The 757-nt window shown below is 37.8% G+C and carries 1 protein-coding gene; it reads right to left on the reverse strand.

Annotated features, from left to right (window positions below; all coding sequences use genetic code 11):
- Window positions 1-322: 322 nt before the first annotated feature.
- A complete protein-coding gene (locus P6N53_RS18590) occupies window positions 323-643 on the reverse strand; it encodes a helix-turn-helix domain-containing protein (protein ID WP_304545844.1) in 321 nt (106 codons plus the stop codon).
- Between the last annotated feature and the right edge of the window lie 114 nt (window positions 644-757).

A 757-nucleotide genomic window follows, 5' to 3' on the forward strand; every position in this document is an offset into this window, starting at 1 on the left:
CGTCGGTAGTTAAATCATTCCGCAGCCCTTAGGGCTGTCAAGGCCGCCGGACCATCATTGTATAACTTAGCCTTTTCTGGCTGTTATGAAATTCAATGAAAAAATGAGATTATGGGAGATGGCTCTAACAATAGGGGGTTAAACCGAATCATGGGAAGCAACTCTTTGTTTAATTTCTCATTATTACTTTCTTTCCTGTTGAGCCATTTATAATACGAAGAACGTTGTATACCGAGAATCTTACAAAGTTCACTTATGGGATATGATTTCGTGTCATTCAGATCACGTATTGTGAAATATATAGTTTCATATCTTACCTGGCTTAGAACCGCCTTCTTTCTAGCTCGTCCAGCTTTTTTAGAATATCAATCTCCATCTGCTTTCTTTTATTCTCAGCCTGGAGTAACTTATTCTGGGCCCTTAGCTTCTCAACTTCAGACATCTCATCTTCGGATTTTCTTTTCCCTCGTTTGTCCTGAAGTGCATCCACACCGTCTGTTAAGTATTTATTTGTCCAGGAATAAATTTGCTGATATGATACCTGGAATTTCTGTGCTGTTTCGGCATAATTCTGTTGATGTTCAATGCAGTATTTAACAATTTCTATTCTTTCATCGTAGGTAGTTGCTCGTCCTTTAGCCATGATTGGTGTTCCTCCTGATCCGGAAGTTTTTAACGTCTCATGACCATTATATTTAAAAATCCAGTTACGTAACTGACGAGTTGATTTAATACCATATCTTTTACATATTTCCAT

Source organism: Desulforamulus aquiferis (genome assembly GCF_030577015.1).
GTDB classification, from domain to species: Bacteria; Bacillota; Desulfotomaculia; order Desulfotomaculales; family Desulfotomaculaceae; genus Desulfotomaculum; species Desulfotomaculum aquiferis.

What these genes read in the sequence shown, in the direction of transcription:
- P6N53_RS18590 (WP_304545844.1), bottom strand. Translation starts at nt 643, where the DNA reads ATGGCTAAAGGACGAGCAACTACCTACGATGAAAGAATAGAAATTGTT.